The sequence below is a fragment of the Vagococcus silagei genome, from assembly GCF_004795745.1.
In the GTDB taxonomy this organism is placed as follows: Bacteria; Bacillota; Bacilli; order Lactobacillales; family Vagococcaceae; genus Vagococcus; species Vagococcus silagei.
In genome coordinates, this window is sequence record NZ_SDGV01000020.1 from 1 (window position 1) to 13921 (window position 13921).

At 35.7% G+C, this 13921-nt stretch carries 16 protein-coding genes and 1 pseudogene; 6 read left to right on the plus strand and 11 right to left on the minus strand.

Features of this window, described 5'->3' with window-relative positions; all coding sequences use genetic code 11:
- Positions 1–115: 115 nt before the first annotated feature.
- Positions 116–445 (plus strand): inorganic diphosphatase, encoded by a 330-nt coding sequence (locus ESZ54_RS09320; RefSeq protein WP_136137410.1) that lies wholly within the window; start codon positions 116–118, stop codon positions 443–445.
- 88 nt (positions 446–533) lie between these two features.
- Here ESZ54_RS09320 and ESZ54_RS09325 read toward each other — a convergent pair whose 3' ends face one another.
- From ESZ54_RS09325 to metG, 7 genes are all read right to left on the minus strand, one after another.
- Positions 534–800, minus strand: a complete 267-nt coding sequence (locus tag ESZ54_RS09325) for a hypothetical protein (protein WP_136137411.1) — start codon at positions 798–800, stop codon at positions 534–536.
- Positions 801–808: 8 nt separating this feature from the next.
- The coding region (locus ESZ54_RS09330; RefSeq protein WP_204249539.1) for a hypothetical protein at positions 809–1636 on the minus strand (828 nt) is incomplete at its 5' end.
- 294 nt (positions 1637–1930) lie between these two features.
- A complete protein-coding gene (locus ESZ54_RS09335) occupies positions 1931–2494 on the minus strand; it encodes a hypothetical protein (RefSeq protein WP_136137413.1) in 564 nt (187 codons plus the stop codon).
- 76 nt (positions 2495–2570) lie between these two features.
- On the minus strand, positions 2571–3461 hold the full coding sequence (gene rsmA / locus ESZ54_RS09340) for a 16S rRNA (adenine(1518)-N(6)/adenine(1519)-N(6))-dimethyltransferase RsmA (protein WP_136137414.1): 891 nt from the start codon (positions 3459–3461) through the stop codon (positions 2571–2573).
- Positions 3454–4035: a ribonuclease M5 gene (gene rnmV, locus ESZ54_RS09345; protein WP_136137415.1), complete on the minus strand. Its 582-nt coding sequence runs from the start codon at positions 4033–4035 to the stop codon at positions 3454–3456. The genes rsmA and rnmV overlap by 8 nt, the downstream gene beginning before the upstream one ends.
- A complete protein-coding gene (locus ESZ54_RS09350) occupies positions 4025–4807 on the minus strand; it encodes a TatD family hydrolase (protein WP_136137416.1) in 783 nt (260 codons plus the stop codon). The genes rnmV and ESZ54_RS09350 overlap by 11 nt, the downstream gene beginning before the upstream one ends.
- 117 nt (positions 4808–4924) lie before the next feature.
- A complete protein-coding gene (metG, locus tag ESZ54_RS09355) occupies positions 4925–6934 on the minus strand; it encodes a methionine--tRNA ligase (protein ID WP_136137417.1) in 2010 nt (669 codons plus the stop codon).
- Positions 6935–7740: 806 nt separating this feature from the next.
- Here metG and ESZ54_RS09360 point away from each other — a divergent pair.
- Entirely contained in the window at positions 7741–8397 is a 657-nt protein-coding gene (locus ESZ54_RS09360; protein ID WP_136137418.1) for an HD domain-containing protein, read from the plus strand.
- Positions 8398–8444: 47 nt separating this feature from the next.
- On the opposite strand, the gene ESZ54_RS09365 is transcribed toward ESZ54_RS09360, so the two are convergent.
- The 4 genes from ESZ54_RS09365 to ESZ54_RS09380 form a co-directional block, all read right to left on the minus strand.
- A complete protein-coding gene (locus ESZ54_RS09365; RefSeq protein ID WP_136137419.1) occupies positions 8445–9356 on the minus strand; it encodes a magnesium transporter CorA family protein in 912 nt (303 codons plus the stop codon).
- Positions 9357–9471: 115 nt separating this feature from the next.
- Complete coding sequence (locus tag ESZ54_RS09370; RefSeq protein ID WP_136137420.1) at positions 9472–9948, minus strand: S-ribosylhomocysteine lyase; 477 nt, start codon at positions 9946–9948, stop codon at positions 9472–9474.
- A 22-nt stretch (positions 9949–9970) separates the two neighbouring features.
- On the minus strand, positions 9971–10498 hold the full coding sequence (locus ESZ54_RS09375; RefSeq protein ID WP_136137421.1) for an LURP-one-related/scramblase family protein: 528 nt from the start codon (positions 10496–10498) through the stop codon (positions 9971–9973).
- Positions 10499–10510: 12 nt separating this feature from the next.
- The gene (locus ESZ54_RS09380; RefSeq protein WP_136137422.1) at positions 10511–11380 is read right to left on the minus strand and encodes a Cof-type HAD-IIB family hydrolase; all 870 of its coding nucleotides are present in this window, start codon (positions 11378–11380) and stop codon (positions 10511–10513) included.
- Positions 11381–11497: 117 nt separating this feature from the next.
- Here ESZ54_RS09380 and ESZ54_RS12695 point away from each other — a divergent pair.
- From ESZ54_RS12695 to tsaE, 4 genes and pseudogenes are all read left to right on the plus strand, one after another.
- Positions 11498–11796, plus strand: a 299-nt coding sequence (locus ESZ54_RS12695) for a uracil-DNA glycosylase (RefSeq protein ID WP_476718462.1), incomplete at its 3' end; no start/stop codon positions are given.
- A 2-nt stretch (positions 11797–11798) separates the two neighbouring features.
- A pseudogene (locus ESZ54_RS12700) lies at positions 11799–12170 on the plus strand (uracil-DNA glycosylase); the annotation flags it as partial.
- 160 nt (positions 12171–12330) lie between these two features.
- Positions 12331–13314, plus strand: coding sequence for a phosphate acetyltransferase (gene pta, locus ESZ54_RS09390; RefSeq protein WP_136137423.1), 984 nt, complete (start codon positions 12331–12333; stop codon positions 13312–13314).
- Positions 13315–13407: 93 nt separating this feature from the next.
- Positions 13408–13896, plus strand: coding sequence for a tRNA (adenosine(37)-N6)-threonylcarbamoyltransferase complex ATPase subunit type 1 TsaE (gene tsaE, locus ESZ54_RS09395; protein ID WP_136137441.1), 489 nt, complete (start codon positions 13408–13410; stop codon positions 13894–13896).
- The last annotated feature ends 25 nt before the right edge of the window (positions 13897–13921 follow it).

Consider the following 13921-nt stretch of genomic DNA (forward strand, 5'->3'; position numbering starts at 1 on the left):
AACTTGATTATAAAATTTGCCCTCAAATATAATAGTAAAAAACCATTAATAAATCCATAAAAAATTATGATTAGATACTTATAGTTAAAAAAAGAAAACCAAAGGATTGAAACGCATGAAACAACGACACCTAAAAGTTGAAATCGACAGACCAATTGGCTATGTTGACGACTTTAATAATATCTATCCAATTAACTATGGCTTTGTTCCGGGCATCATTGGTGGTGATGGTGAAGAACAGGATGTCTATATCATCTCAAAAAAGGCAACACAGCCACTACAAAAATTTGAAGGAAAATTAATTGCCATTATCACTCGAGAAGATGATGTTGAAACGAAATGGGTGGTGTCGTCTTTTGACGAATCTTATTCAATTGAAGAAATAAAAGAAAAAGTTGCTTTTCTTGAACAATATTTTCATTCAACAATCGAACTCGTTCAATAACGAATTATCAGCAAAAATATTAAGGGCATCCAATTACCTTCAAAGGTCAACTGGATGCCTTTTGTTTTATCCACTACTATTTGCTTTTTTACGGGGCTAACGGAATTTTAAAGATAATCACTACAGCAATAAATAAATAGAAGAGAAATGGTAGCAATACAATAATTAGACTCAAAATATTCCATTTGTTTTTCGTTTTTATTAATAACACTACTGAACTAACAAGGACAAATAAAGAAATTAATCCTGGTACATAAAAAGGGAGTTCAGTGACAAGTTTAGATAATGGTACCCACCAGATACCGAGACAAAGAAAGATTGCTAAAAGTATGTTGAGAATTGTTAATTTTTTCATCTTCATCACTATCCTAATTGTTTCTTATAAAAATATAAGCTGACACTTACTAAAATGATGGTCCAACCAACAAAACTAGTATTTTGAAGTTCATTTGTTTGGGGTAATTTTTTCTCCGTTTTCTCTTCTTTGTGACTTATAATTTCAAGTGGTATTTCTTGTTGCATTTGCTTTTCTGAAAAAGTAATATCTGCTACTGTTAACTTTTTATCCGGATTTTGTTTAATGTACGCTTGTTTAAGCTCTGTTTCACTTTGTTCAGAAATCTTAAACTTAGGTCTTAACATTGTCTTTCCAGGCTTTAATCCAACAAATGTGCCATTATCTTGCAATTGTAGCCATTCGTCTGTGTAACTCACAAACGACCCCTTAGGAATTATGCCATACAACGGCTTAACAGTTAGTTGCCCCTTTTGCCCAATCACTACTTTATCTGTCGAACTTAAATATTCAAAAGTTAGATCAATGACTTCTACTTTTTCATCCAAAACGGTAATCACAAATGACCATGCCAAACCTGTAGCAACAAATGATAAATCACTATAGCTTAGCGCTGTATTTTTTATTTCTTTTAAATAAGCATCGCCCAACTCGCGATAACCTTGCTTTGAGATTTTATAAGTTACTGGAATTGCTACTTCTCCCGCACTTAACGCTTTGAAAGTTCCATCTTCTCTAAATTCAAGATTCTCATTTTTAAAAGTATTAAATATACCATCCGGAATAATGCCATAGATAGGTTCAAGCGTCACTTTTCCTTCTTGACCTATCTTATACGGCCCTTGGCCTGACTCTAACTGATAATGAAGACTACTATCCACCTGTGTTAATTCTTGNNTTCTGCTTTTCAGCAGCCACCACTGTAAAGCCACAAAAGAATAACACAAGTAAACATAAACTACTGAAAATTTTTCTCATCATATTGACACACACTCCTCATGGGTTGACTAAGGACAGACTACTCACAAAAATTGGCATTCAATAATATCATCTCTTTAGTTTATTGTAGCATTAATAAACAAATAATTAAGTAAAAATAACAACTACATATCATTTTTTAATTAAAAAATTAATAATAAAAAACCTATAAGACAATATATTTTTTTGCCTTATAGGTTGTTCAATTTATATTATGACTTCAAATCTTTTCGTTGTGCTTTTAGATAAACCGGAAACTTAAACCTAACACCAATTTGTTGGCTAACAGTATACGCAATCGTGCCATCAACTAAACTATGGACAAATCCACCTACACCTAGTAATAAAATCATCGCCCAAATACCCATTGGTTCTATTTGACCCGTGAACATCACAATTGTCACCACTAAGGTTTCACACGTGGCATGAATCACTCCTATTGCAATATTAAACTTCATAAAGCGACGAGGATGACTGACAATTTCTGGGTGTCGACTCAAATACCACGCACCTAAAACGGCAAAAACAATATGGCTCAGTGCTCTTAATGCGACAACAAAGGTTGAGGTTAAGAAAAAACCAAATGCTGTTCCTAATGCAACCAAAGCAGCGACACCGGGCGAGATAAACATGGCTAGAAAAATTGGGACATGACTTGCAAGTGTGTAAGTTGCAGGTCCAAGAATAATACGGACAGGCATAATCATTGGAATCAAGATGCCTAATGCAATCAAAATGGCACTATAGGTTAAACTTTGGGTAGAACTTTTTTTCATTTTATTCAACTCCGTTACCTTTTGAACAAAATCTTACCCAAATTTAAACGAATTGTCAACAAACATTATTTGTGAATCATTCACTTTTGTTCGCAAATAGCTCGTTAGCTAATAAACCGAACTCAGTAATACTTAAGGTTTCACCGCGACGTTTAGGATCAATGTTAGTTGCTTCTAAAGCTGCTGTTAACCATTCTTTTTTTTGCTCACTTTTGCCAAAATGACTGATTAAATTATTCCATAATGTTTTTCTTCGTTGTGTAAAAGCCGAACGAGTTAATTCAAAAAAGAAATCTTCGTTCAAGACATTCACAATTGGTTCAACCCGACGCGTTAACTTAATAATTGCCGAATCCACATTTGGTTGTGGTACAAAAGCCGTCTTATGTACAATAAAAGCTAATTCTGCTTCCATATAGTATTGCACAGCAATTGAAAGTGAACCGTATGCTTTAGTTCCTGGTTCAGCAGACATTCTAGCTGCGACTTCTTTTTGCATCATCACAACCATGGTATCAATTGTTAATTCTGACATCAGCAAATGCATCATGATTGGGGTTGTGATGTAATAAGGTAAGTTCGCAACCACCTTCACATTTGGATGCTCCGCTCCAAATGCTTGATTTGCCTCAGCCACTAGGTCAACTTTCAGGACATCTTCATTAACAACTGACACGTTTGGATATGGTGACAGTGTGTCTTCTAACACTGGAATTAAGCGTTGATCAATTTCAAACGTCAATACTTTACCCGCTGATTGTGCTAAATGCTCCGTCAAAGCCCCAATTCCAGGGCCAACTTCCATTACACAATCTTCTGGACCTAATTCTGCGGTTGCTGCTATTTTTCTTAAAATATTTGGTTCGGTTAAAAAGTTTTGACCGAGACTTTTTTTAAATGAAAAGCCATATTTTTCTAGAATTTCTTTCGTACGAGAAGGTGTTGCTATTTCACGATAATTAGTCATGCGTTTCTCCTTTATCTATTTGTTCTAACGCGTGCTCAAATGTTTCGGCACTAATTTGAAACATGCTCAAACGTTTTTGTAGTTGTTTACCATTTGTATAACCAATTCTAAGAATATCACCTAATTGTTCACGTCGCTTTTTCGCGTCAGTTCCTGCAATTAGACCTGCTCTAATTAATTGATTTTGAGTGATTTCTGACTGAAATGCTTCAGTTGTTGGTGTCGATACCAAGCGAAGTGCTTCTAAGATGGTGTCATCACTGGCATGTTCAACACCTAAACTGCCATGTTTCTTTTTCGGCACCCCTTTTTTGCGTGAAATAAAAGCGTGTTTTGCTTGCGGGACTTCTTCTGTAATAATTTTACGGATTTTTTCGCCTGAAAAATCAGGATCGGTAAAGACTATCACACCTCTAATCGTCTGTGCATGGCTAATTTTAGCTAGTATCTCTTCATCAATCGCGGAACCATTTGTTTCAATCGTATCGACATCCACAACTTGTTGAAGTCTCTTAGTATCATCTTTACCTTCAACCACAACAATTTCTTCAATTTTTATTTTCTTATTCTTCATGTTCACCTAACCCAAACAAGCGAAATGCATTTCTTCTAGTTTGTGACGCCACATCTTCAACGGGCATCTCACGTAATTCAGCCACTTTCTCGACAACATAACGTGTATAACCAGGTTCGTTTCGTTTCCCACGATAAGGAACGGGTGCTAGATACGGTGCATCTGTTTCAACTAGTAATTTATCTAGTGGTACAATTTTAGCCGCAGCTTGAACATCTAAGGCTTTTTTAAATGTCACAACTCCGCTAAATGATAAGTGCATGCCTAAATCTAAAAAGCGTTGCGCCCATTCTTCATCGCCACTAAAGCTATGCATAATGCCACCAACATTTTGGATGTTTTCTGATTTTAAGATTTCATAAGTATCTTCAATCGCATCTCGCGTGTGCACACTGATTGGTAAATTCATCTCGCGAGCGATGGCAATTTGACGTCGAAATACTTTTTCTTGCACATCTTTTGGGTCTTCCATCCAATAATAATCTAAGCCAATCTCACCCAAAGCCACAACTTTTGGTAACACAAGGCGTTCTTGTAGGTAAGCTTCAACTTCTTGGTTATATGAACCAGCCTCAGTTGGATGCCAACCAATAATACTGTAAATATGTTCATAATTATCCTTTAGTGCCAATGATTTTTCAATCGTATCATGATCAAAACCAACCACAGCCATCTCAGAGACACCAAGCTTTTTAGCTTTTGCTAAAACTTCTTCAGTATCGTTTTCAAATTGTTGAACATTCAAATGTGTATGTGTATCAAATATTTTCACTTTGTTTCACTCCTTGTCGTCCTATTTTACCACAGGATACTATTCTTTGCCGGCTATCTTAACCATTAAAAAAAGTGTGCGGCTAAAACGAACGGCCACACACTTTAACTATTTTACTTATGCAATAATTGAGCCATTTGCTGCATCTTTTGGTGCTTCAACAACAAACAGTTTATCGCCAGATTCAGCTGAAAGAATCATGCCTTGACTAACTTCGCCACGCATTTTTCTTGGTTTTAAGTTCGCCACAATGACTACTTTTTTACCAATCAAATCAGTTGGTTCTGGATAAAATTCCGCAATTCCTGACAGAATTTGACGGTAACCTTCATCTCCAGCATCTAAACGGAATTGTAATAATTTGTCAGCACCTTTTACTTTACGACAATCCATTACTTCCGCAACTTTTAATTCAACTTTATCAAAGTCTTCATACTTAATTTGTTTTTCTTTTTCAGAAACTAATTTCGTTTCTTCTGGATTAAAGACAACTTCAGGCTTGTTAGACGCACCTTTAGTTTGTGCCATTTGATCCTTGATGTAAGCCACTTCCTCTTCGACGTCTAAACGTGGGAAGATTGGTGTCCCTTTGCTTACAACTCTAATGTCTTTTGGAAACTCGCCAAAACGGATTGAAACCATTGAAACAGTCGCATCATCAAGACCTAATTGCGTGAAAATTGCTTTCGGTGCTTGTGTCATAATCGGTTGTAAAAGAATCGCACTAATTCTTAAACTTTCAGCTAAGTGAACCATTACACTATTTAATTCGGCACGACGATCTTCATCTTTCGCTAAATTCCAAGGCTCTGTTTCATCAATATATTTGTTTGCGCGTGAAATCAATTTCCAAATTTCACCTAAGGCAATATTAAATTCCATACGACTCATCGCTTTGTTGTATTTACCAATCACATCAGCAGCTGTCGTTGATAATTCACTATCAAATTTAGTCACTTGAGAAGCGTAAGTTGGCACCACGCCATCACAATATTTGTTAATCATTGCAATCGTACGGTTTAATAAGTTGCCCAAATCATTGGCTAAATCGTAATTCACACGTGCCACAAAGTCTTCTGGTGTAAAGACACCATCTGACCCAAATGGAATTGCACGCATTAAATAATAACGCAATGCATCTAAGCCATAACGGCGCACTAACATTTCAGGATAAACCACGTTACCTTTTGATTTAGACATTTTGCCATCATTCATGACTAACCAACCATGAGCAAAAATTTGTTTTGGTAACGGTAAGTCTAATGCCATTAACATAATTGGCCAGTAAATCGTATGAAAACGCACGATTTCTTTTCCAACCATGTGAACATCAGCTGGCCAGTATTTTTTAAAGTTGCTGTCGTCTTCTGAACCATAACCTAGTGCCGTAATATAGTTTGATAGTGCATCAATCCATACATACACCACATGTTTTGGATCACTTTTCACTGGAATTCCCCAGTTAAATGACGTACGACTAACCGCTAAATCTTCCAAACCTGGCTTAATAAAGTTATTAATCATTTCATTTTTACGTGATACAGGTTCAATGAATTCAGGATGTTCTTCATAGTAAGCTAATAAACGATCCGCATATTTGCTCATTCTAAAGAAGTAACTTTGTTCTTTAACTAACTCAACATCATGACCACTCGGTGCTTTACCACCAATAACTTTACCATTTTCATCACGATATACTTCTGCAAGTTGATTTTCAGTGAAATACTCTTCATCAGAAACTGAATACCAGCCTTCATACTCACCTAAATAGATATCGCCTTGGTCTAAAAGTTGTTGAAAAATCTTTTGAACAGTTTCTTTATGTTCGACATCTGTTGTACGAATAAATTTCGTATAGTCGATATCTAATAGTTTCCACAATTTTTTAACATCTGTTGCCATATCATCAACATATTCTTGCGGATCAACACCGAGCTCTTCTGCCTTTTGTTCAATTTTTTGACCATGCTCATCTAAGCCCGTTAAGTAAAACACATCAAAACCCTTTAGACGTTTATAACGTGCCATTGCATCACAAGCAATTGTTGTATATGAGCTTCCGATATGCAATTTACCACTTGGGTAATAGATGGGAGTTGTAATATAAAAAGTCTTTTTGTCCTCCACTTAATTTCCTCCTAATAAATACACTTTTTTATCTTTTGAATTTTTGTTCAAGTCCGCTTCATTATAGCACAAATTTGATTTTCTAGCGTCAAAAAAATAAAAAATCCAACGGTATGATAATTGGTTTTATTGAGATAATTGGCTTCTTGTTTTTCACTTTAGTGCATCGTTTCTTTGATTCTACCTGTAATATTATCCCGAAAAATAAAAACACTCTTTATCTTATCGCCTAATTCTAGGACTCTATCCCCTGTTCAATAATTAAATATAATAATATCGCTTACTTTCAAATCAACCCAGTTTATAACAGACTACCTTCATTTTAATCATACGTTTTAACAACTTGATTACAAATTGGTCTATCTCCTAAAAAATATAGTTTTCTGAATTAAATCGCAGACTTTGAACCTCTAAATACGGTGCTGTACGTTGAAAGTTTTGCTCATACGAACTAGCAAATAAAATCAATGCACATTCCCCAATCTCTTTGACCCAAAAAATGTCTTCTTTTGACTAAAATCCACAAATGAATTTAAGGTACATTCATATCGCCCAACTGGTAGTTGTTTATCCCTACTAGTTGTTCCACTAATAAATTATCCGGTAAAATTTCTAGATATACGTAAATTGCTTCTGAAAAATCAGCACTACTGTATAACCAATTGCCTCACCTCATTCATGTCTCTTTATTACTTTTATTTTAACACAAAGCTGAGATGTCATTATTTATCAGCATTTCTTATTATAAGACTAATGTTAACCAAATATTGTACAATGGAAGAAATACAAAAGAAAGAGTGACTCCAATGCCTTTAACTTCTGAACAACTCACAAAAATTAAACACTATACCGAGCATCTCTTAGCGGCGGATACTTCCGGACATGATATGGCACACATTAATCGCGTCGTCAATCTTGCTAAATATATTCAATATCGTGAAGGTGGAGATTTAGATATTATTTTGGCTAGTGCTTATCTCCATGATTTAATCGATGATAAAATTTTTCCCAATCCAGAACTTGCCAAATATGATTTACAACAATTCTTAATGGAAATAAAAATTGAATCTGAACAACAAGAATTAATTTTTAGAATTATTGAACAGATGTCTTTTAGCCATCAACTTGATCACGCGCCCAAACTCTCACTCGAAGCAAAAATCGTTCAAGATGCAGATCGACTAGATGCAATTGGTGCAATTGGTGTGGCGCGAACTTTTTACTACGGCGGACACAAAGGACATATCATGCATCAACCTGACATTGCGCCACGTCAGAACTTGACAAAAGATGATTATCGCAAAGGGTCCAGTGTCATTAATCATTTTTACGAAAAATTATTTAAAATTAAAACCACGATGCAAACACAAACAGGAGTTGAACTCGCAGAAGAACGAACTAACTTTATGGATCAATTTGTTAATGAGTTTTTACGAGAATGGGATTTTAATGAATTAGAATAAAAAAGTGGCTAAGAAACTGATATTATTATTAGCTTCTTAGCCCTCTTTTATTTAAATCGTTTACTATTTTTGATCGTCCAAATCAATAAAAAGATTAGGACAATGGAGATCACCAGTAAAATTAGCCAATCATATTTAGGACTAATTGATGGTAGTAGGACATTCATCCCATAAAAACCTGTCACTAATGTTGGTACAGCCAAAGCTAGCGACCAAAAAGTTAAAATGCTCATTGTGCTATTTAAATTGTTATTATTCACACTATCAAAAACTTGAGCAACCTTATCGACTACTTCACTTTCAAGTCGGACCATATGTTTGATTTGATTAGCTTCGACCATTAAATTTTCAAAATGTTCAATTTCTACTGGTCGCAATAATTTGCCATATTCAGCATCTAACATCATTTGAAGCGCGTCCACATTACTTTTTGCAGCGTGATTAAAGTAACTAAATGTTTGCTGTAAATACGATAATTCCAATAAATTTTGATTGGTCATATGGCGTGAAATTAATTCATCCAATTCATGACGTGTCTTCATGACTGTGTGGAAACAAGTCATAAAATATTGAAAAGCCTCCTCTAGACCTGATGCCAACATTTTATTAACCGTCAATTGCGCTTTGTTTTCGGTAATCTGTTTTCTTAAAGCTTCATTAATCGCATCTGATTCACCTGTATTAAAAGTGAATATAATTGATTCGTTAAATAAAAAACTAATCGGTCGAGTTGTATAACGCACTTTTCTTTCCAACAAAACAGGTAAGTTAATCACCATCAAATGATAACCTGACGCTGCATTATAGTCATAAGTACTTTGTTCGTAATCATCCGATACATAGTCCAGTAAACCTAGCGGCAATGAATATTCATTTAATAATATTGAACGATCTTGCTCTGAAAATTGATTAGACTCAACCCAAACAAGATTTTCATGTACGATATGCTTTGTCAGCATTTGTACTCACCTTCTTTACTGAGGATTTTGGGATGGAGCTCATTATACCACCTGATTAAACGGGGTTCCGTGAGCTGAGCNNATCAGGCTCGCCTTACTGCTCGTCCCAAAGCGCCTACTCAACCACCTGTCTTTTAAATGCATCGTCGCTGACGCCTTGTTCTATGACTTGGCGGCACCATTCTTTGGCGCCGACTAATGAATGGTCGCGGTAGTTGCCACAGTTTTGACGGGCTGTGCCTTGGACGTCTTCCCACTCGATGTCGTTAACGATTTTTGTTAACACTTTGGTTAGGCTTTTTGCAACTTCTGTTGATGAATAAACACCCCATGTGATTAAATGGAAGCCTGTACGGCAACCAAATGGTGAACAATCAATAATACCAGGTAATTCATCACGTAAAAGATCAGCTAATAGATGCTCAATTGTATGGATAACGCCTGTTGGCATTTCTTGTTGGTTAGGTTGGACAAAACGTAAATCGTAATTAGCGATTACATCTCCTTTTAATCCTGTTTCTTCTGCGATTAAGCGCACATATGGTGCTTTCACAATATCGTGATTTAATGTAAAACTTTCAACTTCTGCCATTTTTATCCCTCATTTTCCTAGATTAACTAAATTCAAAATTAAGATTTTTACGCTCATCAATTGTCTTTTTACTAACATAGTGATTCGCCCAATAATCTAAAACTGACGCCAAACACAAACAAAGTGGAATATCTTCTTGATCCATAATTTCAATTTTATACAAATTGCCAATTGTCGTAATACTCATCTTTTTTTGGTGGATATGATAAACTTCATAAACACCTTCCAAAGAATCGCCTACAACTAACCATTTAAGCCAACGAATGTAATAGATATCTTTTAAAATCGGAAACAGTCGATTCATGGTCCCTACCTTTTGATGGTGGACAAAAAAATCGAATTGCGAGCTAAAGGCAAAGTTATTTGGTTTAACTGTTGCAAGTGCTTCGCCTGCCATATCATAGACTGATAATGAGTCTCCTTTTAAACCCCAACGTCCAACAAGTAAAAATTCCGGCTTACCAGCATTATCTTTAATTGTGGTCCGAACATTTGCTGAGAGCAACTGTTTTTGAATGTAATACGTCACCATAATCTCAACTTCTTTCATTTAAGAGTTATGTTATAAATTTTCTTCAATGACGCGGTAAATCGCTTTGCCGACGCCATTTTCAGCATTGGTATCTGTTAAATATTTTGCTGTTGTTTTCACTTCAGGCTCTGCATTGCCCATTGCAAAACTAACGCCCGCAACCTCAAGCATTGACATATCGTTATGATTGTCGCCAATCGCCATGACTTCAGCCATCGAAATACCTTTTAGTTCCGCAACTTCTTTCACGGCAAATCCTTTACGGGCTTGATAGTGGTTAATTTCAATGTTGTTTGGGTAAGACGAAGTAATATATAACTCATCTAATTGACGTAATTCATCTGCAATCGGCATTAACACTTTTTGACCCGCTTCATTGAAGGTAATTATTTTTAAAATTTCAATTTTTTCATGTTCAATCACTTCAGCATAATCTTCGACAAACGTTACTTTTAACATTGTTAAATGAGCAGAAGCCATCGCAATTGCCATTTTATAAGTAATATGTGGCACATGACTCGCAATTAAATTCGTAAAACTTTCTAAACGTTTTGGCTGACTGCTCGAATATACACCATCTGTTGTCATTAATTCATAATACAATTGATGTGAATCTAAAATACTTAAAATTTGTTTCACTTTTACTTTTTCAATTGAATGGGTGAATAAAATCTCGCCATCTTTATCAATTGCTTGTGCACCATTTCCTGTGATTAACACACAATCAAGCCCAACTTCTTCTAATGGAGGTCGCGCTTCCGTATGATCACGGCCTGTCGCAACCAAAAACTCGATGCCTTGTTTTTGTGCTTCTAAAATTGCTTCTTTATTGTATTCAGATACCGACAAGTTTGGTGACAATAATGTCCCATCCATATCCGATGCGATTAATTTAACCATGAAATGCCTCCTTGAATAATAAAATCATCCTTAGTGTACCATTTTTTCGACTGACTTACATTAATGATCCTCACTCAATAGACATCTGTGTTACACTAATTTCAGAGGTGAAGACACATGAATTTAACAAAAATCCATCCTAGTTGGCAACAACAATTACAACATGAATTTACAGCAAATTATTTTAAAGAACTCGACCAATTTGTTGAACAAGAATATTTAACAGAAACCATTTATCCACCAAAAGAAGAAATTTTTAATGCCCTTAGTTTAACGCCTTTTAATGAGGTTAAAGTCGTGATTTTAGGTCAAGACCCATATCATGGGCCTAATAAAGCTCACGGGTTAAGTTTTTCAGTCTTACCTGGAAATAAAATTCCACCTTCTTTACGAAACATTTATAAAGAATTGGAAAGNNCCACCCGTTTCACATGGTTGTTTAACAACTTGGGCTGAACAAGGTGTGCTGCTTTTAAATACCGTTTTAACAGTGCGTGATGGCCAACCAAACTCACATCAAAAAAGAGGTTGGGAAACTTTTACTGACAAAATAATGACACATTTGAATGATCGTGAGCAACCTGTCATTTTTGTTTTATGGGGCAAACCTGCACAAGCAAAACAAGCACTGATTACAAATTCACAGCATCTTATTTTAACAGCACCACACCCAAGTCCATTATCTGCACATCGAGGTTTTTTTGGCACTAAGCCATTCTCACAAATCAATCAATTCTTAACAGAAAATGGTCAAGAAACAATTTCTTGGGCACTTCCAGACAAACTGTAGCAACATTGACACAAATCTGTCCTAATCAATTTGCTACATTTTCAATAGAACTCAATATTTATATGATTATTTTATAAAAACAGCAAGAAAATACTGTTTTTTTAGTTGTTTTGCGGTATGATATGTAGGAGATAAAAATTTAACATGAGGAGTTTTTCAAATGGAATTATTTGAAGGTCTGAAACAAAATATTGTTAGCAAAAATACTAAAATCGTTTTCCCTGAACCGACAGACATCCGTGTTCTTGGAGCAGCTGTCCGCCTAAAATCTGACAACTTGGTTGAACCAATTCTTATTGGTGATGAAGAAAAAATTCGTGAAGTTGCAAGTACACGTGGTTTATCAATCGATAATTTAACTGTAATTAATCCTGAAACTTACGCTGATTTTGACAAAATGATTGCCTCATTCGTTGAAAGACGTAAAGGTAAAGCAACTGAAGACCAAGCGCGTACTATTTTAAAAGACGGTAACTACTTTGGAACCATGTTAATTTATATGGGGCTTGCTGATGGTTTAGTAAGTGGTGCCATTCATTCAACTGGCGACACAATCCGTCCTGCTCTACAAATTATTAAAACAAAACCTGGCGTAAGCCGTACAAGCGGTGCTTTCTTAATGGTTGGTAACCGTGATTCTGAAAAATATATCTTCTCTGACTGTGCCATCAACATTAATCCAGATGCACAAGCTTTAGCTGAAATCGCTGTTGAAAGTGCTAAAACAGCTAAAATTTTCGGAATTGAACCTAAAGTATCGTTACTAAGCTTCTCAACAAAAGGTTCTGCAAAATCAGATGAAGTCGCAAAAGTAATTGAAGCAACTCAAATCGCCCAAAAATTAGCACCGGAACTTGCAATTGATGGTGAATTACAATTTGATGCCTCTTATGTTCCTTCTGTTGCTGCACAAAAAGCACCAGATTCAGAAGTTGCTGGCCGTGCAAATGTCTTTGTATTCCCTGAAATCCAATCAGGAAATATTGGTTACAAAATTGCGCAACGTTTAGGTGGATTCCAAGCTATTGGCCCAATTTTACAAGGCCTAAATAAACCAATCTCTGACCTTTCACGTGGTTGTGATGAAGAAGATGTTTACAAATTATCAATCATCACTGCTTCCCAAGCATTACAAGAAAAATAATTTCAATTTAAGTCATGCCTCTAGCATGGCTTTTTTTTTCATCTCACGTTATACTCATGAAGACAAACTCATTGAAGAAAGGTAGTGACAGACATGCAATTTTTCTTAAGCGACGAAACTCAAACAAAACAATTTGCCAATGATCTCGCCCTTTTAAGTCATCCAGGTGATATTTATCTTTTAACCGGAGACTTAGGTGCTGGAAAAACAACTTTTACCAAAGGATTTGCAAAAGGATTAGATATCGAGCAAATGATCAAAAGCCCAACTTATACGCTAATTCGTGAATATGAACAAGGAAAGTTTCCTTTGTATCACATGGATGTCTATCGCTTAACTGAGGGTGCCTCTGATTTAGGTCTTGAGGAATATTTAGAAGGAGACGGTATTTGTTTGATTGAGTGGGGACAACTCATTAAAGACGATATCGATGTGCCGTTCTTTGAAATTACACTTGATAAAGTAGACGACCACTCGCGCTTATTAACACTTGCTTCTTCCGCAAAAGAACTTGCAGAAAAATTAAAGCAGATTGAGACAACTTTACTTGCACAAGGTTGGCAAAAAAATAATAACGGGTAAAAAAAAGGTTGTGACAGAAGTGTTC

Bases quoted from the DNA above. Each gene is read 5' to 3' on its own strand.
- ESZ54_RS09320 (WP_136137410.1), top strand. From the start codon at position 116: ATGAAACAACGACACCTAAAAGTTGAAATCGACAGACCAATTGGCTAT.
- ESZ54_RS09325 (WP_136137411.1), bottom strand. From the start codon at position 800: ATGAAAAAATTAACAATTCTCAACATACTTTTAGCAATCTTTCTTTGT.
- ESZ54_RS09335 (WP_136137413.1), bottom strand. From the start codon at position 2,494: ATGAAAAAAAGTTCTACCCAAAGTTTAACCTATAGTGCCATTTTGATT.
- rsmA (WP_136137414.1), bottom strand. From the start codon at position 3,461: ATGACTAATTATCGTGAAATAGCAACACCTTCTCGTACGAAAGAAATT.
- rnmV (WP_136137415.1), bottom strand. From the start codon at position 4,035: ATGAAGAATAAGAAAATAAAAATTGAAGAAATTGTTGTGGTTGAAGGT.
- ESZ54_RS09360 (WP_136137418.1), top strand. From the start codon at position 7,741: ATGCCTTTAACTTCTGAACAACTCACAAAAATTAAACACTATACCGAG.
- ESZ54_RS09365 (WP_136137419.1), bottom strand. From the start codon at position 9,356: ATGCTGACAAAGCATATCGTACATGAAAATCTTGTTTGGGTTGAGTCT.
- ESZ54_RS09370 (WP_136137420.1), bottom strand. From the start codon at position 9,948: ATGGCAGAAGTTGAAAGTTTTACATTAAATCACGATATTGTGAAAGCA.
- ESZ54_RS09375 (WP_136137421.1), bottom strand. From the start codon at position 10,498: ATGAAAGAAGTTGAGATTATGGTGACGTATTACATTCAAAAACAGTTG.
- ESZ54_RS09380 (WP_136137422.1), bottom strand. From the start codon at position 11,380: ATGGTTAAATTAATCGCATCGGATATGGATGGGACATTATTGTCACCA.
- pta (WP_136137423.1), top strand. From the start codon at position 12,331: ATGGAATTATTTGAAGGTCTGAAACAAAATATTGTTAGCAAAAATACT.
- tsaE (WP_136137441.1), top strand. From the start codon at position 13,408: ATGCAATTTTTCTTAAGCGACGAAACTCAAACAAAACAATTTGCCAAT.